The 22,649-nt window shown below is 64.8% G+C and carries 22 protein-coding genes; 12 read left to right on the top strand and 10 right to left on the bottom strand.

The genetic code is table 11. The features are described 5' to 3' along the window. Positions 1–99 precede the first annotated feature (99 nt). The 7 genes from QA649_RS39255 to QA649_RS39225 all read left to right on the top strand — a co-directional run bounded on the left by QA649_RS39255 (position 100) and on the right by QA649_RS39225 (position 6,621). Positions 100–1,101, top strand: coding sequence for a sulfate ABC transporter substrate-binding protein (locus QA649_RS39255; RefSeq protein ID WP_283021834.1), 1,002 nt, complete (start codon positions 100–102; stop codon positions 1,099–1,101). Between the two features lie 88 nt (positions 1,102–1,189). Then, entirely contained in the window at positions 1,190–1,975 is a 786-nt protein-coding gene (gene cysT / locus QA649_RS39250; RefSeq protein ID WP_035667571.1) for a sulfate ABC transporter permease subunit CysT, read from the top strand. Positions 1,976–1,986: 11 nt separating this feature from the next. Then, positions 1,987–2,910 (top strand): sulfate ABC transporter permease subunit CysW, encoded by a 924-nt coding sequence (gene cysW / locus QA649_RS39245; RefSeq protein ID WP_283021833.1) that lies wholly within the window; start codon positions 1,987–1,989, stop codon positions 2,908–2,910. Continuing rightward, positions 2,900–3,934: a sulfate ABC transporter ATP-binding protein gene (locus tag QA649_RS39240; protein ID WP_283021832.1), complete on the top strand. Its 1,035-nt coding sequence runs from the start codon at positions 2,900–2,902 to the stop codon at positions 3,932–3,934. The genes cysW and QA649_RS39240 overlap by 11 nt, the downstream gene beginning before the upstream one ends. A 123-nt stretch (positions 3,935–4,057) precedes the next feature. Continuing rightward, positions 4,058–4,561 (top strand): CAP domain-containing protein, encoded by a 504-nt coding sequence (locus QA649_RS39235; RefSeq protein ID WP_283021831.1) that lies wholly within the window; start codon positions 4,058–4,060, stop codon positions 4,559–4,561. A 94-nt stretch (positions 4,562–4,655) separates the two neighbouring features. Next, positions 4,656–5,831, top strand: coding sequence for a DUF3734 domain-containing protein (locus QA649_RS39230; RefSeq protein WP_283021830.1), 1,176 nt, complete (start codon positions 4,656–4,658; stop codon positions 5,829–5,831). A gap of 1 nt (position 5,832) precedes the next feature. After that, positions 5,833–6,621, top strand: a complete 789-nt coding sequence (locus tag QA649_RS39225; RefSeq protein ID WP_283021829.1) for a 3-hydroxybutyrate dehydrogenase — start codon at positions 5,833–5,835, stop codon at positions 6,619–6,621. A gap of 133 nt (positions 6,622–6,754) precedes the next feature. Here the strand turns inward: QA649_RS39225 and QA649_RS39220 are convergent, their stop codons facing one another. From QA649_RS39220 to QA649_RS39205, 4 genes are all read right to left on the bottom strand, one after another. Then, positions 6,755–7,579 carry a sulfite exporter TauE/SafE family protein gene (locus QA649_RS39220; RefSeq protein ID WP_018646657.1) on the bottom strand — a complete coding sequence of 275 codons (825 nt, stop codon included), beginning with the start codon at positions 7,577–7,579 and terminating at the stop codon, positions 6,755–6,757. A gap of 423 nt (positions 7,580–8,002) precedes the next feature. Beyond that, positions 8,003–9,370, bottom strand: coding sequence for a flippase (locus QA649_RS39215; protein WP_283021828.1), 1,368 nt, complete (start codon positions 9,368–9,370; stop codon positions 8,003–8,005). Between the two features lie 304 nt (positions 9,371–9,674). After that, entirely contained in the window at positions 9,675–10,073 is a 399-nt protein-coding gene (locus QA649_RS39210) for a hypothetical protein (RefSeq protein WP_283021826.1), read from the bottom strand. Positions 10,074–10,313: 240 nt separating this feature from the next. Continuing rightward, the gene (locus tag QA649_RS39205) at positions 10,314–11,147 is read right to left on the bottom strand and encodes a protein-disulfide reductase DsbD domain-containing protein (RefSeq protein ID WP_283021825.1); all 834 of its coding nucleotides are present in this window, start codon (positions 11,145–11,147) and stop codon (positions 10,314–10,316) included. A 142-nt stretch (positions 11,148–11,289) separates the two neighbouring features. Here QA649_RS39205 and QA649_RS39200 point away from each other — a divergent pair, with 142 nt between their 5' ends. After that, on the top strand, positions 11,290–11,934 hold the full coding sequence (locus tag QA649_RS39200; RefSeq protein ID WP_018646661.1) for a YqgE/AlgH family protein: 645 nt from the start codon (positions 11,290–11,292) through the stop codon (positions 11,932–11,934). Between the two features lie 189 nt (positions 11,935–12,123). Here the strand turns inward: QA649_RS39200 and QA649_RS39195 are convergent, their stop codons facing one another. Next, entirely contained in the window at positions 12,124–13,011 is an 888-nt protein-coding gene (locus tag QA649_RS39195; RefSeq protein WP_283021824.1) for a TauD/TfdA family dioxygenase, read from the bottom strand. A gap of 203 nt (positions 13,012–13,214) precedes the next feature. Then, positions 13,215–13,994 (bottom strand): SDR family NAD(P)-dependent oxidoreductase, encoded by a 780-nt coding sequence (locus QA649_RS39190; protein WP_283021823.1) that lies wholly within the window; start codon positions 13,992–13,994, stop codon positions 13,215–13,217. A gap of 99 nt (positions 13,995–14,093) precedes the next feature. On the opposite strand from QA649_RS39190, the gene QA649_RS39185 reads away from it, so the two are divergent. Both QA649_RS39185 and QA649_RS39180 read left to right on the top strand, forming a co-directional pair. After that, positions 14,094–14,831 carry an SDR family oxidoreductase gene (locus QA649_RS39185; protein WP_283021822.1) on the top strand — a complete coding sequence of 246 codons (738 nt, stop codon included), beginning with the start codon at positions 14,094–14,096 and terminating at the stop codon, positions 14,829–14,831. Between the two features lie 171 nt (positions 14,832–15,002). After that, positions 15,003–15,377, top strand: a complete 375-nt coding sequence (locus tag QA649_RS39180) for a CsbD family protein (RefSeq protein ID WP_283021821.1) — start codon at positions 15,003–15,005, stop codon at positions 15,375–15,377. Positions 15,378–15,540: 163 nt separating this feature from the next. On the opposite strand, the gene QA649_RS39175 is transcribed toward QA649_RS39180, so the two are convergent. Beyond that, entirely contained in the window at positions 15,541–17,241 is a 1,701-nt protein-coding gene (locus QA649_RS39175; protein ID WP_283021820.1) for a DUF459 domain-containing protein, read from the bottom strand. 178 nt (positions 17,242–17,419) lie between these two features. Next, entirely contained in the window at positions 17,420–18,805 is a 1,386-nt protein-coding gene (locus QA649_RS39170) for a lytic murein transglycosylase (RefSeq protein WP_283021819.1), read from the bottom strand. A 200-nt stretch (positions 18,806–19,005) separates the two neighbouring features. Here QA649_RS39170 and QA649_RS39165 point away from each other — a divergent pair, with 200 nt between their 5' ends. After that, positions 19,006–19,881: a UTP--glucose-1-phosphate uridylyltransferase gene (locus tag QA649_RS39165; protein ID WP_283021818.1), complete on the top strand. Its 876-nt coding sequence runs from the start codon at positions 19,006–19,008 to the stop codon at positions 19,879–19,881. 139 nt (positions 19,882–20,020) lie between these two features. Here the strand turns inward: QA649_RS39165 and QA649_RS39160 are convergent, their stop codons facing one another. Next, on the bottom strand, positions 20,021–21,517 hold the full coding sequence (locus tag QA649_RS39160; RefSeq protein ID WP_283021817.1) for a diguanylate cyclase: 1,497 nt from the start codon (positions 21,515–21,517) through the stop codon (positions 20,021–20,023). Positions 21,518–21,672: 155 nt separating this feature from the next. Here QA649_RS39160 and QA649_RS39155 point away from each other — a divergent pair, with 155 nt between their 5' ends. Further along, positions 21,673–21,933, top strand: a complete 261-nt coding sequence (locus tag QA649_RS39155; protein WP_283021816.1) for a hypothetical protein — start codon at positions 21,673–21,675, stop codon at positions 21,931–21,933. 525 nt (positions 21,934–22,458) lie between these two features. Here QA649_RS39155 and QA649_RS39150 read toward each other — a convergent pair. Continuing rightward, positions 22,459–22,629, bottom strand: a complete 171-nt coding sequence (locus QA649_RS39150) for a hypothetical protein (RefSeq protein ID WP_283021815.1) — start codon at positions 22,627–22,629, stop codon at positions 22,459–22,461. Positions 22,630–22,649: the final 20 nt, after the last annotated feature.

The following is a 22,649-nucleotide window of genomic DNA, read 5'->3' as shown; positions in this document are numbered from 1 at the left end:
GCTGCCCGGCTGCGAACAAGAAAATCCGGTTCCGTTGACTTAAGAGCGTTTCGCCCCGAGTTATGCCTGCCATCGATGACGCCGATGTCGTCGAGGTGAATGGAGATGGACATGATGCGCCGTATCGTTCCGCTCGTGGCAGGACTGCTTTGGGCAAGCTCGGCTCTCGCCGCTGACATCAATCTTCTGAACGTGTCGTACGATCCGACGCGTGAGCTCTATGCCGAGTTCAACAAGGCGTTTGCGGGCGCCTATCAGAAGGAGACCGGCAAGAGCGTCGAGATCAAGCAGTCGCATGGCGGCAGCGGCTCGCAGGCGCGTAGCGTGATCGACGGCTTGCAGGCCGATGTGGTGACGCTGGCGCTCGCCTACGACATCGACGCGATCGCGAACAAGGGCCTCACCGCGGCCGACTGGCAGAAGCGGCTGCCGCAGAATTCATCACCCTACACTTCGACCATCGTCTTCCTGGTGCGCAAGGGCAATCCCAAGGGCATCAAGGACTGGGACGACCTGCTCAAGGCGGGCGTTGCCGTGATCACCCCGAACCCGAAGACGTCGGGTGGCGCGCGCTGGAATTATCTCGCCGCCTGGGGCTTTGCGCAGAAGAAGTACGGCTCGGCCGACAAGGCCAAGGACTTCATCGGAAAACTCTACCAGCAGGTTCCGGTGCTGGACACCGGTGCGCGCGGCGCCACCGTGACCTTCGTCGAGCGCGGTGTCGGCGACGTGCTGCTCGCCTGGGAGAACGAGGCGTTCCTCGCGCTGAAGGAGTTCGGCGCGAACAAGTTCGAGATCGTGGCGCCGCCCCAGTCGATCCTCGCCGAGCCGCCGGTCGCGATCGTGGACAAGGTTTCCGACAAAAAGGGCTCGCGCAACGCCGCCGACGCCTACCTTCAGTACTGGTACACCAAGGAGGGGCAGGAGATCGCCGCGCGCAACTTCTACCGTCCGCGCGACGCCGAGATCGCCAAGAAGTACGAAAACGCATTCGCCAAGGTCGAGCTGTTCACGATCGACGACGTCTTCGGCGGCTGGACCAAGGCGCAGAAGGAACATTTTGCCGACGGCGGCGTTTTCGATCAGATTTACAAGAACTGATCGGGCGCCGACGTAGGAGGCTTTAGCAGGGGGCCTGGTGAGCGCACTCGCAGCACGACGCCGGACATTGCCGGGCTTCGGTCTCACGATGGGACTGACGCTTTCCTGGCTGTCGATCATCATCCTGATTCCGCTCGCCGGCCTGTTCCTGAAATCGTTCGAGCTCAGTCCCGAGCAGTTCTGGAACATCCTCTCCAGCCGCCGTACCCTGAACGCCTTGCGGGTGTCGTTCGGCCTCGCCTTCGCGGCGGCCTGCGTCAATCTGGTGATGGGCAGCATCATCGTCTGGGCGCTGGTGCGCTACCGCTTTCCCGGACGACGCATCTTCGACGCCATCGTGGACGTGCCGTTCGCGCTGCCGACGGCGGTGGCCGGCGTCGCGCTGACCGCGCTGTTCGCCGAGAAGGGCTGGCTGGGCGCGCCGCTCGCTGCGCTCGGCATCAAGGTGGCGTTCACGCCGGTCGGCATCTTCGTCGCCATGATCTTCATCGGCATCCCCTTCGTAGTCCGCACCGTGCAGCCGGTGCTCCAGGATCTCGACCCCGAGATCGAGGAGGCCGCGGGCAGCCTGGGGGCCAGCCGCTGGCAGACCATCATCCGCGTGATCCTGCCCTCGCTGGCGCCAGCGCTGCTCACCGGCCTTGCGCTGGCCTTCGCCCGCGCCGTCGGCGAATACGGCTCGGTGATCTTCATTGCCGGCAATCTGCCGAACGTCTCCGAGATTGCGCCGCTTCTGATCGTGATCCGCCTCTCCGAATTCCGCTATGCCGATGCGACCGCCATCGCGGTGGTCATGCTCGTCGTGTCCTTCGTCGTCATCTTCGCCGTCAACCGGCTCCAGCGCTGGGCGCAGAGCCGGATTCCGGCGCGCTGAGGAGGGATGCGATGACGATGCAGATCGCAGATACCGTGTCGCTCTCGGCTTCCGATGCCAAGGCCCGTGAAAAAGCGCGCGCGCATGCGGCGGCCGCGCGTGACAATCTCCGCACCGAGCCGCGCGCGGTGCGCATCGCCATCATCACGCTGGCGATCATGTTTCTCACAGTCTTCGTCGTGCTGCCGCTGGTCGTCGTGTTCGCGCAGGCGTTTTCGCGCGGCATCCTCGCCTATCTCGCCGCGCTCGCCGAGCCGGAGGCGATGGCGGCGATCAGGCTGACGTTGATCGTCGCGGCGATCTCGGTCGGCCTCAATCTCGTGTTCGGTCTCGTCGCCGCCTGGGCAATCGCCAAGTTCGAGTTCAAGGGCAAGACCTTCCTGATCACACTGATCGATCTGCCGTTCTCCGTCAGTCCGGTGATCTCGGGCCTCGTCTTCGTGCTGCTGTTCGGCGCGCAAGGTTATTTCGGCGGCTGGCTCAGGGACCACGACATCCAGATCCTGTTCGCTGTGCCCGGCATCGCGCTTGCGACCACCTTCGTGACTTTCCCCTTCGTCGCGCGCGCGCTGATCCCGTTGATGCAGGAGCAGGGCACGCAGGAGGAGGAGGCCGCGATCTCGCTCGGCGCCTCGGGCCTGCAGACCTTCTTCCGCGTCACGCTGCCCAACATCAAATGGGGCGTGCTCTACGGCGTTCTGCTCTGCAACGCCCGCGCGATGGGCGAGTTCGGCGCGGTCTCGGTCGTCTCCGGCCACATCCGCGGCGAGACCAACACCATGCCGCTCTTGGTCGAGATCCTCTACAACGAATACCAGTTCGTCGCCGCCTTCGCGATCGCCTCGCTGCTGGCGATGCTGGCGCTGATCACGCTGATCGCAAAAACCGTCCTCGAACGTCATCTCGACGAAGGAGAAGACGCAAGTGACCATTGAAGTCAGGAATCTCGTCAAGAAGTTCGGCAGCTTTGCCGCTCTCGACAGTGTCGACCTCAAGGTCGACAACGGCGAATTGCTGGCGCTGCTCGGGCCGTCCGGCTCCGGCAAGACCACCCTGCTGCGCATCATTGCCGGTCTCGACTGGCCGGATTCCGGCGAAGTCTCCTTCAACGGGGAGGACGCGCTGGCCCAGGGCGCGCGCGAGCGCCATGTCGGCTTCGTGTTCCAGCACTATGCGCTGTTCCGCCACATGACCGTGTTCGAGAACGTCGCCTTCGGCCTGCGCGTGCAGCCGCGCGCGGTCCGCAAGGACGAAGCGACGATTCGTGCGCGCGTAAAAGAGCTGCTCGATCTCGTGCAGCTCGACTGGCTCGCCGACCGCTATCCGAGCCAGCTTTCCGGCGGCCAGCGCCAGCGCATCGCGCTCGCCCGCGCTCTGGCGATCGAGCCGCGCATCCTGCTGCTCGACGAGCCCTTCGGTGCGCTCGATGCCAAGGTGCGGAAAGAACTGCGCAGATGGCTGCGCTCGCTCCACCACGAGATCAACGTCACCTCGATCTTCGTCACCCACGACCAGGAGGAGGCGCTCGAGGTCGCCAACCGCGTCGTGGTGATGGACAAGGGCCGGATCGAGCAGATCGGCTCGCCCGACGACGTCTATGAAACCCCGGCGACGGCCTTCGTGCATGGCTTCATCGGCGAATCCATCGAGCTGCCGGTCCAGGTCGATGGCGGCGTGATCAGGCTTGGCGACCGGCCGCTTCAGCTCGCGGCGGAGGGCCTGGCGCCTGGCGCGTCAAAGCTGTTCGTACGGCGACATGACATGCTGGTCGGCCCGCCCGGCACCGGCGCGTTCGAGGGCGCGGTCCAGCACGTCCGCAATTTCGGCCCGGTGCAGCGGGCCGAGGTCGCGCTGTCAGGCGGCGAAACCATCGAGATCGACGCCCCCCGCGACAAGGAACTGCGCGCCGGCGACACCATCGGCCTCAATCCCCGCCGCTACCGGATCTTTGCGGGCTGAGGCCCCGTCATTCCGGGTTCGCGCTAGCGCGGGCCCCGGAATGACAGCGACGATTTTCCTCAAAATTCACCTTTCAGCCACGGTTGGTATGCAACAACGGCCCCTCATTGGGGGCCTCGATTCATGCGCGCTGCGGCCGCAATTTTCATCACTTTGCTGCTCGCCGGCTGTGCCGGCAACGAAGCACCGGTCCAGCAGCCGTCGATGTATACCGACATGGCGGTCCCGGGCGCCCAGCTCGACGCGCAGGCCGCCGCGGTGATGATCTCGCAATACCGCCAGAACAACATGCTCGGCACAATCGTGGTCGATCCCGACCTGATGCGGCTCGCCGAATCCCAGTCCCAGGCCATGGCGGCGGCCAACAAGATGGACCACGACGTCCGCGCGCCGCTGGCCAAGCGCCTTGCCACCGGAGGCTATCCGGCCACGGTTGCCGTCGAGAACGTCTCGGCCGGCTATCATACGCTGGCGGAAGCGTTTTCCGGCTGGCGCGACTCGCCTCCACACCGCGCCAACATGCTCAAGAGCGGTGTCACAAAATTGGGCATTGCGGCGAGCTATGCTCCGGGCACCAAGTACAAGGTGTTCTGGACCATGATCCTGGCGTCGACCGAGCCCCGATAAGCCAGACTTGATCCCCGGATGCATTGACGCCGCGGCGGACTGTCGCCACGGTGGCGCGCCATTTGCTGTTGTTCCCTTATGCTATTGTTCCCTTATGACCGATCATAGCCCGGAATCCGCCAGCGTCCCCGCCAATGCGCAACGCGTCCTGGTCCTGCAGGGCGGCGGCGCGCTCGGCTCCTATCAGGCCGGCGCCTTTCAGGCGCTATGCGGCTACGGCTTCGAGCCGGATTGGGTCGCCGGCATCTCCATCGGCGCGATCAACGCCGCCATCATCGCCGGCAATGAGGGCCACACCCGCGTCAAGCGGCTGAAGGAATTCTGGGAAATGGTCTCGGCGCCGGTGCCGTGGAAGCCGGTCGGCAAGAGCGATCACAGCCGCGAGCTGTTCAACTCGACGAGTGCGGCGCTGATCGCCACTTTCGGCGTGCCCGGCTTCTTCGTGCCGCGCGTCCCGCCCGCGCCGATGTGGCCGCCGGGCCATCCCGAAGCCGAGAGCTATTACGACACCGCGCCGCTGAAGAAGACGCTGGAGCGGCTGGTCGATTTCGACCGGATCAACGATCTCAAGACGCGCTTCTCCGTCGGCGCCGTCGGCGTCACCTCGGGCAACTTCAAATATTTCGACAATTACGAGTTCAAGAAGCTCGGCAAGAAGATCGGCCCCGAGCACATCATGGCCTCCGGCGCGCTGCCGCCGGGCTTTCCCTCCGTGATCATCGACGGCGAGCATTACTGGGACGGCGGCATCGCCTCCAATACCCCGCTCGATTACGTGCTCGATGCAGAGCTCGCGCGCGACATGCTGATCTTCCAGGTCGATCTGTTTTCCGCCCGCGGCGATTTGCCGAATTCGCTGCTCGAGGCCACCGAGCGCGAGAAGGACATCCGCTTCTCCAGCCGCACGCGCATGAATACGGACAAGAACAAGCAGATCCACAACGCGCGACGGGCGGTGCGCGACCTGATTTCCAAATTGCCCGATTATCTCAAGAACGACCCTTCCGTCGAATTCCTTGCCAAGGCAGCACGTGAGAGCACCGTCACGGTGGTGCATTTGATCTACCGCAGCAAGAACTACGAATCCTCGTCCAAGGACTACGATTTCTCGCATGTCGCCATGGTCGAGCATTGGGAAGCCGGCGTGCGCGACGTGCATCTGTCGATGCGCCACAAGGACTGGCTCGAGCAGCCGCAGTCCGGCGAGACCATGGTGACCTACGATCTCACGGGGGACGTCACCGCGCCCCCGCCAAAAAGGAGCGAATGACATGGGTACTTTGTCAGGCAAGAACGCCGTCGTCACCGGTTCGACCAGCGGCATCGGACTCGCCTACGCGCGCGGCTTCGCGGCTGCCGGCGCCAACGTCGTCATCAACGGCTTCGGCTCGCCCGAGGACATCGAGAAGGAGCGCGCCAAGATCGAATCCGATTTCGGCGTCAAGGCGGTTTACTCGCCCGCCGACATGACCAAGCCCGCCGAAATCGCCGGCATGATTGCGCTCGGCGAGAAGTCGTTCGGCTCGGTCGACATCCTCGTCAACAACGCCGGCATCCAGTTCGTCTCGCCGATCGAGGAATTCCCGCCGGAGAAGTGGGACCAGATCATCGCGATCAACCTGTCCTCGGCCTTCCATGCCATCCGCGCCGCCGTGCCCGGCATGAAGAAGAAGGGCTGGGGCCGCATCATCAACACCGCCTCGGCGCACTCGCTGGTCGCCTCGCCCTTCAAGTCGGCCTATGTGTCGGCCAAGCACGGCATCGCCGGCCTGACCAAGACAGTGGCGCTCGAGGTCGCGACCCACAAGATCACCTGCAACTGCATCAGCCCCGGCTATGTCTGGACCCCGCTGGTGGAGAAGCAGATCCCCGACACGATGAAGGCGCGCGGCCTGACGCGCGAGCAGGTCATCAACGATGTGCTGCTCGACGCGCAGCCGACCAAGGAGTTCGTCACCTCCGAGCAGGTCGCAGCGCTGGCGCTGTTCCTGTGCAGCGACGATGCCGCGCAGATCACCGGCACCAACCTGTCGATCGATGGCGGCTGGACCGCGGAGTAAGCACGCGATGCCGTAGGGTGGGCAAAGGCGCGCCAGCGCCGTGCCCACCATCTTTTTCTGATCGAGAGAAATGGTGGGCACGCTCCGCTTTGCCCACCCTACGAGAGCGAGAATGAGGCGGCGGTCGCCTCGCTCAATGCGTCCAGGCCAGCGCCGTCACGATGGCCGACGACAAATTCAGCTCCGCGAACATGATCTTGCCGGCGACCACGAACAGCACGCTGGCAAGGGTCAGGCGCAGCACCGTCTCGGGGACGCGTGTCGCGCTGTAGCTGCCGACGATGATGCCGGGCAGTGAGCCAAGCAGCAGCACGCCCATCAGCGCCCAGTCGACATCGCCAAGCGCCCAGTGCCCGATCCCGGCCACCAGCGTCAGCGGCACGGCATGGGCGATGTCGGAGCCGACGATGGTTGCCATCGGCAGGCGCGGGTAGAGCAGCAGCAGCACGGTCACGCCGACGGCGCCGGCGCCGACCGACGAAATCGAGACGAGCACGCCGAGCACGATGCCCGTGATGACGGTCGCAACCGCCGTGGTGCGATCGTCGACCTGCTCCAGTCTCCTGCGATAGCGCTCCATGATCGCCTTGCGGAAGATCAGCGACGTGGCGGTCAGCAGCAGTGCGAAGCACAGCACCAAATTGACCAGGCTGCGCTCGGTATCGCTTTTGAGATCGAGCTTCCACAGCACCAGCAGCGTCAACGCGCTGGCCGGAATGCTGCCGCAGGCAAGCCGCAGCACCGCCGGCCAGTGTACGCTGCGCGACCAGCCATGCACGATGCTGCCGCCGGTTTTGGTGGCGGCGGCGTAGAGCAGGTCGGTGCCGACGGCGGTGGAAGGATGGACGCCGAACAGCAGGATCAGCAGCGGCGTCATCAACGAGCCGCCACCCACGCCGGTCATCCCGACAAGCAGGCCGACGCCGAATCCGGAGGCGACATAAAGCGGATCAATCATGGTCTCGGGAATCTTAGGTTTATCTCGTCAGTTGGGCAATACGACGTAGAATAAACTTTCCCTGAGGCGCAACTAGTTGGAGGGAATAAGAAAAATCATGCTGCGGGTCGGGTGCCGGTAGTCATTCCATCCAACCTGCCGCTCTCCTGCGAAACGGCCGTTTCGTCCCGTCCGCGTAGACTAGGGCAGGATTGCACAGTTCGTTGGCGAAGAAATCTTGCGGAGACCGCTTTAACCTCACTCTCGGTAGCAACCTCGCCGCGATCTATGGAGGCCAAGGCGGCATCGATCATCCGCAGTTCATCCGCGGTGGCATAATACTCGCCTCCGCCCGGCTCGTCTTGAGGAGTGACTGTCTGGTCGGACTTCGTCATGGCCTGAAGTCTATCAGAGCGTCGCAGCAGGCTCTACCGCACCAAATGGCTAACGTCCGAACGCCAGCACGTGCAGGCCGAGGCGCTGCCGCACGATCCAGAACAGCAGCACCGTCTCGAAGCTCAGCGAGATCGAGGTCGCTGCCGCCGCGCCATGGCCGCCGTAGCGCGGCACCAGGATCAGGCAGAGCACGAGGTTCATCACGAAGGCCAGCGCGTAGGCGAGCGCGCAGATCTTCTGCTCGCCGAGCATGTTGAGCAGGCGCTCGACCGGCCCGATCGCGGCGCGCACCACGAGGCCGATCGCGGCGACGAACATGATGTCGTAGCCAACCACGAATTGCGGCCCGAACAGCCAGAGCAGTGGCCTGCCGAGCGCGAGCAGCACGATGGTCGCCGCCAGCGACGGCCAGAACGTCCAGTTGATGGCATGCGCGACGTAAGCCGACAGCCGCGCCTTGTCGCCGCTGGCGTTGTATTCCGCGAAGCGATGCGCCGTCGTCGCCGACATCGCGTAGTGGATGAACGAGACCAGCGCCAGTGTCTTCACCACGGCGAAATAGACGCCGACCTCATCGGACGGCCGGAACTGCTGCAGCACCAGCACGTCGGTATAGGACAAGAGCAGGTAGAAGCTCTCCACCAGCAGGATCGGCAGCGACACGGCGAGCCAGCCGCGCACGTCGTAAGCCCTGGGACCCGGCTCGATGTGGTCGGCGAGCTTGCGGTTCAGGACCACCATTTGCCCGGTCATCGCGATCCACACCGCGCCCAGGCTCGCGACCATCGCGGCGACCGCGCCGAGATGGTAGCCGAGCAGGAAGGCAGCGCCAGTGATGCCGATGATCAGAGCCTGGCGGATGATGAATTGCGGCATCAGGCCGAGCTGCATCCAGTCGTGTGAGCGCGCGATGCCGTCCTGGGTGTTGGCGACGACGAAGGCCGGCAGCGTCATGCAGCCGATATAGAGCGGCAACACCTCGGCCGGATCGATCCAGGGCGACAGCAGCCTGACGATGCCGGCAAGTCCGAGCGACACCAGCGTGGAGGCGGCAAAGGTCAGCCAGCGGCTGCCGGAGAGGAAGCCGCGCAGCAGCGCATGCGCGCCGCTCGTGCGGTACTCCGGAATGATCTTTTGCGCGGAGGCCGAGATGCCGAAATCCATCATGCTGCCGAGCAGCAGCACCCAGGTCCAGACATAGACATAGATGCCGTAGTCAGACGTGCCCATCCAGCGCGCCAGCAGCACCTGCGAGACATAGGCAAGGCCTGCGCTGATCACGCGGATGATGAAGATCGTACCCGCCAGCCGCCGCGTCAGCGACGCCTCGCTCGATCCGCCCGTGAGCTTTGCCCGCAGCCGCGCGATCAGCCCGGCCGGTCCGGTCGTTGCGGGTTGTGCATCCATCACGGCCACGTCGAGGTCCCCAAGCATCCCGCACCAAGCGCCGCATGCTGCGGCAGCCTTTGACCTAGCAACCATTCGTTAAGATACGGTTGGGTCAACCATGTTGTCCCGGCCCTAGGGCGCGTACGCATGAACTGGCGCGGTGGTCAGGCCGAGTAAGAGGTGAGTGCTGTGCCGAGAGGGGCCAGCGACCATCGGCTGGAAGACAAGCGTCTGGTCGCCTCCACGTTGGCCCACTCAGGACGACAACCACGGTCGGGCATGAAACAGGCGGCCCTTTGGGGCCGCCTGACGTAGCCCAAGTGCGGATGGGTTATTGGCAGAGATGCTGGCGACCGTCGGCACCCTTGTAAGTGGTGCCAGGCCTGCAGACGATGCCGTTGCGAGCGGCATATGCAGACCAGCTGCCGTTCCAGCCGTAACCGCCGCCGACGCCGCCGCCATACATGGCGTAGGAATTGCCCCAGCCGCCGGGATTGCCCCAGCTGCCGGCGGCGGGAGCGCCTACTGGCGCCGACTGTTGATACGCCGTTCGACGAGATGCTTGCCGATACCGAGGGCCGGCGGGGGTACTGCCGGTTCCAAGACCCGTGCAGTTGGCGAATTCAGCTTGGCAGAGATCCGGATTGGATTGGGCCCACTGCGCTGGTGCAGCAGAACTGAACAAGGCGGATGCCGCAACCACGGCCGCGCCAAGAATCCTTAGCATCATGGCTTGCTCCTTGTGGTTCGACGTGGCGCTGATTGCCACGTCTGGCAGAGCCTATACGACGCTTACGAGACTGACCATGCTGCTCGGCATCGCCAAAATTGGGACTGCTCTGGGTCCACGAACGGTAATGCTCTGGCTGATCGTGAGATTTCCGCTTGAGCGTCAGAGGCCGACGTCTGCGCTTCTCGAGTACACGTTCTCGTGTGCAATATGCACGGGAGCGGGGACGATCGGGAAACATCATTCCAGGTTCGTATTGAACTCGTACGACTTCTCCGGCCCAACCAGCGTGAACTTCAGCGCTGCGCCCTCGGCCTTGGCGCCTGGCGGCAGCCCGTCGAGCTCAAATGAGAAGCGCTTCACGCCGGGCGGGCTGGGCTCGACCGGCGCGGGGATCGGCAACGACCAGTCGGGCGTCGGCCCTTCGACGAACAGATTGACGTTGCGGCCATCAGGCACAATCACGTCGACCACCACATTCTTGGCCCCGTCGCGCTTGATGTCGCGGATGGTGAGCGGATTGGGATCACCGATCGTGGCGGGCTTGGGCACGGTGTCGAGTGCGGCACGCAGGTTCGCGTCCTCGGTCGATGCGACGCTGTTGAAGCCGAGCTCGGCATTGGCCTCGACGGGTATGCAGAGTTTTTCGCACACCGCGTAGTTGATCTCGGCACGCAGCGTCACCGGCTTGTCGGCGGACTTGGCGACGATGCGCAGCGGCAGCACGATCTGGTCGTGATAGCCGATCGAATGGCCGCCCGCGCCGTCGTCGAACTTCAGCGGCGCCGGCCACATCACCGTCACCGCTTCGACATTTTCTGATTTCGAGAAGTCGAACCGCGGCGGAACGCCGGAATCGCCGGGCATGCGCCAATAGGTCTTCCAGCCGGGCTGGAGCTGGAAGGCGATACCGCCGAGCAGCACGGCGCCGCTACGCGATCCCGCCAGCAGCCGCACTGCGGAATGTCCGTCGCGCTGCCAGGGCGAGGCGTCGTCGGCGCGCACGGCAAGCGCCGACGCAAGCAGGGTTGTCGCGACGCCAATCGCCGCACGCAGGGGAACTCTTGTCAGCATAGCACGTCTTTACAGGGTCACACCTGGGCAAACCATTGAATTGCTTGTGATGCATGCACTCGAATCAAATCTCTGCAAGCCTTGATTTGACAGCGGCTAGGTCCGACATCAGGATAGGAATTGAAACCGGAGTGCTTCAGCGATGGCTCCCACTGGCAAGAGGACGGGCGAAAGCACCCGCGGCGCGGGCGCCGGGCTCCCCAATTCGGCCGGTTATCTCGACGGCCGACTCCTGATCGCGATGCCCGTGATGGGCGATCCCCGTTTCGAGCGCTCGGTGATCTATCTCTGTGCCCACTCGGCCGAAGGCGCCATGGGCATCATCGTCAACCACCCGGCCGGCAGCATCGATTTCCCCGAGCTGTTGCAGCAGCTCGGCATCATCAAGAAGGGCGAGCACATCAAGCTGCCGGGGAACGCCGAGAGCATGAAGGTGCTGCAAGGCGGTCCCGTCGATACCGGCCGCGGCTTCGTGCTGCATTCCAGCGACTTCTACATCGAGAAGGCGACGCTGCGGATCGACGACGGTGTCTGCCTCACCGCGACCGTCGACATCCTGCGCGCGATCGCCAATGGCTCCGGCCCCAAGCACGCCATCCTCGCGCTCGGCTATGCCGGCTGGGCACCGGGCCAGCTCGAGACCGAGATCCAGAGCAATGGCTGGCTGCATTGCGATGCCGACGCCGACCTGATCTTCGGCGACGACGTCGACGAGAAATACGGCCGCGCCCTGCGCAAGATCGGCATCGATCCCGGCATGCTCTCGAACGAGGCGGGGCACGCGTAGCTGGCGTTGAGTGTAGCTCAGCTCCCACCACGTCATTGCGAGGAGCGAAGCGACGAAGCAATCCAGAATCCCGACGCGGTGGGATTCTGGATTGCTTCGCTTCGCTCGCAATAACGGAGTGTGTTGAAGCGCCCGCGCCCTGTCGTCGGCATCTCTGCAGTTGCTGCCTTTTCACCACGACGGCCGGGCCTACTCCGCCGCCTGCTGCTGCACCGTCGGCTCGGTCCCTGCGACCGTCGCCCTGCGCATGTCGCGGGGCTGGGACTGGTCGTAGCGGCGGACGCGGTGCATGGTCTGGCGGTTGTCCCACATCACGAGATCATGCAGCTTCCATTTGTGCACGTAGACGAACTCTGCTTGCGTCGCGTGTTCATTCAGATCGCGCAGCAAGAGGCGTCCCTCCGGCACGCTCATGCCGACCACCTTGCCGGCATGCGATGAGAGATACAGCGACTTGCGGCGATGCACGGGATGCGTCCGCACCAGCCGTTGCAGCACCGGCTTGAACATCTCCTTCTCTTCGTCGGTGTACTCGGTGAAGCCGAGCGATCCGCGCGAATACATCAGCGAGTGCTCGCAGAGGAGGTCCTGGATCTCCGCCCTGGTCTCCTCGTCGAGCGCGTCGTAGGCCGCGCGCATGTCGGCGAACTCGGTGTTGCCGCCCTTCGGATTGACCACCCGCGCGGACAGCAGCGAGAATTTTGCCGGAATGGGGCGGAACGAGCTGTCGGAATGCCACAGGCAGTTGCCGAGGTTGAACAGATGCGCGCGGCTATCCTTCGCCAGCGGCTTGCCGTCCTTGCCGAGATTGGAGACGTCGTTGAGGCCGGACTGCAGCCGGTAATCCTTTTCCTTGGTCACGGTGCCGCCGCGCGCGTCCTCGCGCTGGCCGAAATTCAGCGCGAAGGCCATCTGCTGCTCGTCGTTGATGTCCTGGTCGTGGAAGACCAGCACCGCGTATTTGTCCATGGCAGCCTCGACCTCGCGCGCCTCGTCAGGTGTGAGAGGCTTGCGCAGATCGAGGCCGGACACCTCGCCCACAAAATGTTTCTGAAGCTGCCGGATGGCGATCGTCATGACGTTCTCTCCCGCGTGCCGCGAACGGTTGGTCCCGTTCTGTCGGTGAAAAAGCTACTCCTGCGTCCGACGATGTCAACGCTTCGAGCGCATGGCAGCCCGTAGCCCGGATGGAGCGTAGCGAAATCCGGGAAGGTCTTTCCGCGAGGTGAGACCCCCGGACTACGCTGCGCTCCATCCGGGCTGCGATCCTTTAACAGCTCTCACGCGTTGCGCGCCATCAGCCCGCCGTCGACCGGGATCACAGCGCCGGTCAGGAAGGACGCCGCCGGCAGGCACAGGCTCAGCGTCATATGCGCGACCTCTTCGGGGTCGCCGTAACGGCCGAGTGCGGTGCGGCGCTTGGCGTAGATGGTCTTGTGCTCCTCGGAAATGCGGTCGGTGATGGCGGTGCGGATCGGGCCCGGGCAGATGCAGTTGACGGTGATGCCTTCACGGCCGAGCTCGACCGCGAGCGAACGGGTGAGGCTCGCGACGCCGCCCTTCGCCGCCGAATAGGGGCTGTGCAATGCGGTGGCGCCGAGCGCCTCGGTGGAAGCGATGTTGACGATGCGCGGGCTCTTCGACCGGCGCAAATGCGGCAGCGCGGCGCGGATGATGCGCGGATGCGCCGTCAGCATCACGGCGATGCCCTTGGCCCAGGCGTCCTCGTAAGCTTCGTCATCGATCGCAACGCGCACGGAGATGCCGGCATTGTTGACGACGATGTCGAGCCCGCCGAAATGCGCGGCGACATCGCCGACCACGCGCTTGATCTCGCTGGCGTCGGCAACGTCGAGCTTCCACGCCTTCGCTGTTCCGCCGCTCGCCGCGATCTCCTTCGCGACGGACAATCCACCCTGCTCGTCATAATCGGTGACAGCGACGTTCGCGCCCTCGCTTGCGAACACGCGTGCGGTGGCGCGCCCCATGCCGCTGGCAGCTCCGGTGACGAGAACGGTCAGGCCCTTCACGGAGCGGCTGAGCTCTTTGAACTCGGACATGCTGTTTCCTCGCTGCGTTTTGCTTGTTGTTATGAGATTGACAAGGCTGGCATCGATCCGCAGAGAGGTCAAACAAGCAAGACAAAATGGGAGGCCGCGATGGCGAACGAGCTGGATTTTTCAGGCAGGCAGGTGCTGGTCGTCGGCGGTTCCAGCGGCATCGGCAACGGCATCGCACAGGCCTTTCGCAGCCGGGGCGCAGCTGTCGCCGTTTGCGGCACGCGTGCTCACGCAACGGAATATTCAGCCGAAGAAGGCTCCGATCTCACCGGTCTTTCCTATGCGCAGCTCGACGTCAGCAATGCCGCTGCGATCGAAGCGTTCAAGCCGTCGTTCGATCGGCTCGACATCCTGGTGCTCGCGCAGGGCGCGGTGATCTATCGCCGCGGCGAGTTCGAGATGAGCGGCTTCCGCAAGGTCGTCGAGGTCAATCTGATGAGCCTGATGGCCTGCGCCACGCGGTTTCATTCCATGTTGCGGGATGCGAAGGGCGCGCTGATCATGGTGTCCTCGACCGCCGCCTTTCATTCCACGATGGGCAATCCCGCCTACAACGCCTCGAAGACCGGCGCGGTCGGATTGACGCGCACGTTGGGCGAGGCCTGGGCCGAGGACGGCATCCGCGTCAACGGCATTGCGCCCGGCCTCGTCGACACCAAGATGACGAAGGTGACGACTGACAATCCCAAGCGGCTCGAAGCGGCGCTGTCGCGCATTCCGCTGCGGCGACTGGGCACGCCGGCCGACATGGCAGGCGCAGCCTTGTTCCTGGCCTCGCCGCTGTCGTCCTACATCATCGGCCAGACGCTGGTCGTTGATGGCGGTCTGATCTTGTAGAGGATCCCGTAGCGCGGATGGAGCGCAGCGCAATCCGGGGTCGTTCAATACGACTGACGCTGTCCCGGATTACGCTGCGCTCCATCCGGGCCACACACTACACTTTCGTCGAGACTTGGAACTGCGCTGCGCCTGATCGGTTACTTGGGCTGACCCCCGAGGAGGAGCATCATGGACACGGATCGGATTGTCGGATCAGCCAAGGAATACGCCGGACGCGCGGAAGGCGCAGTCGGAGACATGGCAGGCGATGCCAAGACGGAGGCGTCGGGCAAGGCGCGCGAAGCTGCAGGCGCGGTGCAGAACCTCTACGGCCAGGCCAAGGATGCGGTGCGCGACGCTGCGGATACCGCGACGAGCTATGCCAAGGACGCCTATGAGAACAGCGGCGACACCTTCCGTGATGGCACGCAGGCGCTGTCGAAGAAAGTGCAGGACAATCCGCTCGGCGCGCTGCTCGTTGCCGGCGGCATCGGCTTTGCGCTCGCGCTGCTGATGTCGCGCCCCGCCCGCCGTCCGCCGCCGCGCTGGCGCTATTACGGCTAGGAACCAAACACACACTCGTGCCCCGGACGCAATGCGGCGTGTAACGCCGCGTTGCTGAGCCGGGGCCTGTTCTTTGTTGATGCCGCAACTGGGTCCCGGCTCTGCGCAGCAACGCCAAGGAGCGTTGCAGCGCTTCCGGGACACGAGACCTCAGTACAGAAAATTACCTAACTTCCGCCGCGCGCCCGACATTGCCGGGCGGGCGCGGGATCGCAGGGTTCTGCGCCGGATTGCGCGGTCCGGGTGCCGGCGTCATTTGCCGAGGCGCCGGCGGCGGCGAGCCGAAGCCAAAGAAATCCCGGAACGACGGCGTGGCCTGCGCCGGCTGCTGCTGCTGTGGCGCGACTGGCGGTTTCTTCGGCGCGAGCTTGGGCGGGGCGATCGCAGCGGCCGCACCCGATGCATTGGGAGAGGCGGTGGCGCCGTCAGGCGTCGTCGCCGCCATCGGCGTATCGCCTTTGGCCTGCTCGCGGCCGACCTCGCGGCGGGGCCAGGCATAATCGTCGGCGCGTCCGGCGGGCGCCGACAGCGGCTCGCCCTTCACCATCGTCTTCGCAGCGAGTGCATCGACGGCGGCGGGACGCGAGCCCGGGCCGCCCAGCAATTGATCGGTCGAGATCGAAGCCGCGACCAGCGGCACGATCGGGCCGGCGAGCGGCCGGGGCGCGGGCTTGCCGGGTTCGGCGCTGGTGTCGGGCGTCGCAGGCTCGCTCGGCAACGCGATCGGGCCGGAGCGCCCCGCCAGCAGGCGCGTGATCTCGCGCTCGACATAGTGCGCGAGTTTTCGCGCGCCCGGCTTGGTGAAGTAGACGCCGTCGGAGCTGCGGAGCTGGCGGATCTGGCCTTCGAAGTCCGGGCCCTTCTGCAGGAAGCGGCCGGCCTCGTCGACGAAACCGTCCCAGACATCGACATAGGTGATTCCGGCCTTGGCCGCGCCCTCGCGATAGAGCGAATCCAGGAACAGCATGTCGGCCGTCCCTTTCTGTCCTCGGATCGCGGGCAGGCCGACCCAGAGCACCGGCACGCCCTTGGCCTTGAGCAGATTGGCCAGCTCCTCGACCTTCTTGGTGTAGAGCTCGACCCAACGTTCGTCGCGGAATTCGTAGAGGCCGTTGGGATTGCGCGCCGTCTTTTCCGGAGCGGCCGCAGGCGTGTCGGCATTGTCGGCGTCATCCTGCGGCAGGTCGGCATCGGCAGGCTTGTCGTCCGGCTTGGTGGCGGTGTCGGGTTTGGCGTCGCCGGGCTTCGCAGGTTGCTTGGCGCGGGCGCCCTTGTCGTTCTTCTTGTCCTTGTCTTTGTCCTTGTCCGACTTGTCGGCGACAGGTTCGCGGATCGCGATGCGGTCGTTGAGGCCGAGCATGACGACGATCACGTCGGGCTTCTCGGTCTCGAGGATGCCCTTCGCCGCCGCGGTCCAGTCCGAAGGCTCGCCCTTCGGCTGGTACTTGATCAGGCCGGACGTGGTCTTGTGCTTGCGGATGACGCCCATGTCGGGCTGCTCGGTGTAGGCATCTTCGAGGCCGTAGGCGAGCCAGTCGGCCATGGCGTCGCCGATCACGAGCACGTTCTTGTCGGGCGTGGTGTCGCGCTTGGCTGGTGCCGGTGCGCGCGAAAAATCCTGGCGCGGCGCCTGCTGCTGTTGCTGCTGGAACGGCGCGAAGAAATCGCCGCCGAACCAGCCGCCACCACCACCGCCTTGGCGCGGCGGCGGGGCCGAACGTTGCGGCGGGCCGCCGAAGCCGGGGAAGTTGAAGAACTGCGCAGAAGCGGGTCCCGCGACCGAGACCAATATCGCAAGCGCCGTCCCCAGCGCGATCAGCGGGCCGGTCTCGGTCAGCGCCTTGAACAGGGACTTCTTCGACATGCGATCTCGGCCGCGCAGTGGGTCTGGAATAGGCTCGATATAATAACGGAATCGGGCGCCAAACGGGCAGATTCCGTTGCGGATTTTTGACGGATTCTCGCGCCATACACCGGGGAACAGCCGCCCCCGTCAAGACCGCCGGGCAAAATCCCTGTTCAGGGTTACTTTCGGCGCGATTTTACCGCCCGCGCAGCCGGTCCAGCACGTCGGAGGAGGCAAATCCGTCCGCAGGCACCCCGATCGAGGCCTGGAAGCTGCGCAGCGCTTCCCTCGTCTGGCCGCCGAACTGGCCGTCCGGGGTGCCCTTGTAGAAGCCGCGCTGGGCCAGAAGCTGCTGCAGTTCCAGCCGCTCGGTCCGGGACAGCTCGCGTTCCTGGCGCGGCCAGGGCTGCACGAAGGGCTGCCCGCCGCGCAGGCGGTCGGCGAAATGACCGATCGCCAGCGCATAGGCCTCGGCCGGGTTGTACTTCATGATGACCCGGTAGTTCTGCAGCATCAGGAAGCCCGGGCCCTGCGCGCCCGCCGGCGCCAGCAGATAGGCTTTCTCCGCCGGATGCGGGAACGGCTGGTTGGTCGGGCGCTTCAGCCCGAGCTTCTCCCACTGCGCGATCGTCTGCGCCTTGGCGCGGTCGGCCAGCATGTAGTTGAACCCTTGCGGCACCACGACCTCGAAGCCCCAGGTCTGGCCGGACTGCCAGCCGTCCTTCTTCAGATTGTTGGCGGTGGAGGCAATCAGGTCGGTGGGATTGTCGACGACGTCGCGCCGTCCGTCGCCGTCGCCGTCGACCGCGAAGCGCTTGAACGCGGTCGGCATGAACTGGGTCGGGCCGAAGGCGCCGGCCCAGGAGCCGCGCATCTGCTCCGGGCTCAGATCGCCGCGGTTGAGGATCTCCAATGCGGAGAGGAATTCGTCCTTGAAATAGGCCTGGCGGCGGCCGATGCAGGCGAGCGTCGCGGTCGATTGCAGCACGCTGCGATCGCCCATCTGCGTCGAGTAGTTGGACTCGATGCCCCAGATCGAGGCGATGATGTAGCGATCGACGCCGGTGGCCTTTTCCGTGGCATCGAACTGCGCCTTGTATTTGGCGAGCACCTCGCGGCCCTTGGCGAGGCGATTGTCGTTCACGAGGATGTCGAGATAATCCCAGATCGACTTGGTGAACTCCGGCTGCGAGTCCATCAGGTCCATGATGCGCAGATCGGGGCTGAGGCCCGCGGTGAAGCGTTGGAAGTTGTCCTGGGTGATGCCGCGCCGTGCGGCATCGGGCCACATGCCTGCGACGCAGTTGTCGAAATTGCCGGCGGCTTCGCGGATCGCGGCGGCCGTCATCAGCGGATGGCCGGAGGCGCCGTCCTCGCCGCTCCAGGGTTGCGCGCCGCCTGGGCTTGGTGCGGGTTGCGAGGGCGCGGGATTCGTCCCGGAGAAAATGCCGCCGAACAGGTTCGACAGCCCGTTCTGCGCCTGGGCGTGTGCATGAACCGGCAGCAACAAGGCGGCCGCAATCATCGCTCCACCGGTCACGGATCGAGCACGTTTTGCCAGCCCTGCCATCGATTGCATCATGTCCCACCTGTCCGGCCAAAAATCCGCCATCAGGAGGCCCGGTACCGGTTGCCAATAGCTTAACAAAGGTGAAATTTTAGTGGCTGCTTTTTTCTTAACTCTGTGATCGCGAGGCCCCACATCCGCCTTTGTTAGCGGCTGCAAACAGTCTAGCAAGACACCATTGCTCCCTTCACGTCCTCAGGTATTCGATCAATCCCATGAAAATTCGCAAAGCTGTATTCCCCGTCGCCGGCCTCGGCACCCGCGTCCTGCCCGCCACCAAGGCGATGCCGAAGGAGATGTTGACCATCGTCGACAAGCCGCTGATCCAGTACGTGTATGACGAGGCGAGGGAGGCCGGCATCGAGCACTTCATCTTCGTCACCGGCCGCAACAAAAACGTCATAGAAGATCATTTCGACAAGATGTTCGAGCTCGACACCACGCTGGCCGCACGCGGCAAGAAGGCCGAGCAGGAGATCCTGGCGCAGAACCAGCCGGATGCCGGCGCCGTCAGCTTCACCCGCCAGCAGGCGCCGCTCGGCCTCGGCCACGCGGTCTGGTGTGCACGCGACATCGTCGGCAACGAGCCGTTCGCGGTCGTGCTGCCGGACGAGCTCGTGCTCAACACGCCCGGCTGCCTGAAGCAGATGATCGAGACCGCCGCAACGCTCGGCGAGAAATCCAATCTGATCGCGGTCGAGGCGGTGCCCGATCATCTCACCCATCAATACGGCATCTGCGGCGTCGGCAAGCGCACCGGCAAGATGTTCGAGGTCGACGGCATGGTCGAAAAGCCGGCCAAGGGCACCGCGCCCTCCAACCTCTCGATCACCGGCCGCTACATCCTGCAGCCGGAGATCTTCAAGATCCTCGAGACCCAGGAGCGCGGCGCCGGCGGCGAGATCCAGCTCACCGACGCCATGATCGGCCTCGCCAAGTCGCAGAAATTCTACGGCGTCGAGTTCGAGGGCGAGCGCCATGATTGCGGCTCCAAGCCCGGCTTCCTCCGCGCCAACATCGCCTACGGCCTGCAGCGCCCCGAGCTGCGCGACGGGCTGATCGCGGAGATGAAGAAGTATCTGGGGCGGTAGCCCCCGCCGTCATTGCGAGCCACCGGGTCCGCGCGAAGCGCGGCCCGATGACAGGCTCCGCGAAGCAATCAAGAATCTTTCCGCGGAGAAAGTCTTGCTTCGTCGCAAGAGCTCCTCGCAATGACGGGGAGAGAGCCCCTCACGCCACCAGCGACAGCTTCGGCAGGCTCGCGACCACGGACTGGTTGCGGCCGCCGGCTTTGGCGGCGTAGAGCGCCTTGTCGGCGGCGGCGACCAGGATCGTCCAGTCCATGCCGGCGGCGGGGACGAGGCTGGCGATGCCGCAGGACACCGTCGATGCCGCCTGGTCGTCGGACCAGCCCTGCACCTTGAGGCGGATCGTCTCGGCGGTCTTGAAGGCGTCGGCTGCCGAGGTGTCCGGCAGCAGCACCGCGAATTCCTCGCCGCCATAGCGCGCAGCGCAGTCGCCGGCCCGTCGGACCGAGTCGGAAATGCAGATGGCGATGCCGACCAGCACCTGGTCGCCGGCCTGATGGCCGAAGGTGTCGTTGTAGGCCTTGAAGTGATCGGCATCGATCATCAGCAGCGCGACCGGCGTCTTCTGGCGCATGGCGCGCCGCCATTCCACGTCGATGACGGTGTCGAACTTGCGGCGGTTCTTCAGGCCGGTGAGCGCATCCGTCGTCGCCAGCTCCTCGAGCTTGCGCTCGGCCTCGGCGCGCCGTCCGATCTCGCGCGCGAGCACGAGCGTCGATGCCAGCATGAACACGATCAGCGCCAGCACCACGGCGCCGATTCGATAGGCCTCCTTCTGCCACAGCTCGAACACCGCGCTCAGGGGCTTGCCGGCCACGACGAACAGCGGGCTGTCGCCGTTGCTGCGAACATAGAGCCGCGGCGTGGTGTCGACCGGGCCTTGCCCCGCATAGGAGGTACCGGCGCGGAGATTGTCGGCCTTCCAGTTCTGACGGTCGTTCAAATTCCTGCCGATCACGTCGAGGTCGAACGGCCGCCGCATCATGATGGTGCGGTCGCGCTTGAGCACCGTGATGGTGTCTTCGGCATCGAGGCTCAGGCGTTCGAACAATTCGTGGAAATAGCTGAAGCGGATCGAGCCGGTGACGACGCCGAGGAAGCCGCCGTCGGTGTCGCTGATGCGCCGGCTCAGCACGATCGAATAGGCGCCGCGGAACAGCATCGGGCGACTGATGAAGAGGCCGGCGCCGGGATTGTCACGGTGAACCCTAAAATAGTCTTCGTCGCCGCGATTCTCGGGAGACGGATCGAGCGTGGAGGCGTCGATGGTCAGCCTGCCCTCCGAATCATAGACCTGGATGGCGCCGAAATGCCGGGCCGTCGTCGCGTGATCGAACAGGATCAGGTGCCGGACCGGCTTCGAGACTGTGGCGAGCTCCGGCAGCAGCATGTTGCTGGCGACCGCCTTCAGCGACAAATCGTAGATTTCGATGTTGCGGCTGATGTCGGATTCGATGGTGGTGGCGAGGTTTTCCAGGGTCTGGCGGGCCAGCGCCTCCTCGCCGCGGCGCATGTCGAGCATGACGTTGACGCAAATGGCGGAAAAGCCGATCACCGTCACCACGGACGAGATGATCAGCAGCTTCGCCGAAATCCGCCACGGCCGGCGGGCCATGACTTCGCGCCATCCAGACAGCATCGTTTGCTCCCGACCCTGATGGATGCGCCCTAAACCTTGAGCAGTGTTTAAGCTGGTACGGCGCTGCCGCAATGAGTTAAGAATCGGTTGATGCGGCTAACGATTTTCGGCAGGCCTCATGTGAAGAGATCCGGGCTTCGGACGAGAGGACGAGTGTGAACGACTACGACGCGTTGCGCGATTATCTGCTGCGGCAGAAGCAGGCAGAATTCGTGCTGACCTTTGAGCAGATCGAGGAGATCATCGGTGCGGCGCTGCCGCGCGCGGCCAATCGTGCCTCATGGTGGGACAGCCTGCGCAGCCCCGACATCCAGATGCCGCAGCGCGAAGCCTGCCTCGCCGCCGGATTCGTGGCGACACGGATGCCCGATGGCCAGAGCGTGCGGTTCAGGAAGAAGAGCGACCGGCGGCGGTAGTGTGCGGCACGCTGTCCACCCTCCCCCTCCAGGGGAGGGTAAGAGCCCGCGCCACAAAAGCAGTATCGTAAGGGGGGCAAAGCGTCTTGTCGCCATAGCTCGAAGAGCGACGGCGGAAGCGGGCCCACCATGAGCGCAGCATGCGCGGAGAGATGGTGGGCACGGCGCAAGTGCGCCTTTGCCCACCCTACGGTACGAGATCAAATGGACGCGCTGGTCCACCGCGAATGTGAGAACGGTTGCCGCTAGCCGAGCCGTCGTGCCCCGGCCTTCATTGGCGCTCACGGAACCAGCGTTCGTCGGCGGCGTGTGCTCGTATCAGACATCTCGTTGTCTGCCGGTCGCAGGCGCGCATGCACACGTTCTGGCGGCCCCGAACGTCACCGGCCCCGCCGGTGTAGTCGGCACATGTGCCGACGCAGTTTGCGCCTCGATCCTCGCATCGTGCAGCCGTCACTGCTTCGGCCGAGGGGGCGAGGAACATTCCGGTGCCTATGAGGGTGATCGCGTAGAAAAGGTGCCGGCTCATCCGTAACTCCTGAGAAGGACGCGCTTGGTCTGCTCATTCCTGTCGTTGCGCTTGACGCGTGTGGGCACGCCGAGAACGACAGTGGCGAGCCCAACGACCTCGATGACGAACCCGTTCTGGATCGAATGCTGCGCGCCCTTTTTCGCGGCGGTTGAGCCGCGGCCCATTGATCTGGATCAAGCACGGC

Source organism: Bradyrhizobium sp. CB1717 (assembly GCF_029714325.1).
In the GTDB taxonomy this organism is placed as follows: Bacteria; Pseudomonadota; Alphaproteobacteria; order Rhizobiales; family Xanthobacteraceae; genus Bradyrhizobium.
This window is presented reverse-complemented; position numbering and strand designations above follow the sequence as displayed.